The 325-nt window shown below is 66.8% G+C and carries 1 pseudogene; it reads right to left on the reverse strand.

From position 1 onward, the window contains the following. Positions 1 to 107: 107 nt before the first annotated feature. Positions 108 to 176, reverse strand: a pseudogene (locus ABGA94_RS09535) (thiamine phosphate synthase); the annotation flags it as partial. Positions 177 to 325: the final 149 nt, after the last annotated feature.

Here is a 325-nt window from a genome sequence, read left to right on the forward strand (position 1 = left end):
GATGCGCAGCGACGCCACGTCCGGCAGCTCGCCGCTCATGCCCACGCGGCCACGCTCGGCGGCGGACTGGATCGGCGACAGCGGCGGCACATACCAAACCATCGGCAGCGTGCGGTATCGGGCTCGTCCGGGGTGATCAGGTAGACGCCGCGGGGCGCCGGGGAAGCAGAAGTCATCGATGGCTACCGGTGAGTGGACCGCGATGGGACAATGGCGGCTACCGTGGGCAGTCTAGCCGACCATCACGGTCGGTTTGTCCGGCGAAGCAAGGAGTGTGGTTGTGGCGGTAATGCAGCAAATCCAGGCCGAGGTCGATCGTTACCCG

The organism is Stenotrophomonas sp. 3diitr2024, assembly GCF_042136455.1.
GTDB classification, from domain to species: Bacteria; Pseudomonadota; Gammaproteobacteria; order Xanthomonadales; family Xanthomonadaceae; genus Stenotrophomonas; species Stenotrophomonas sepilia.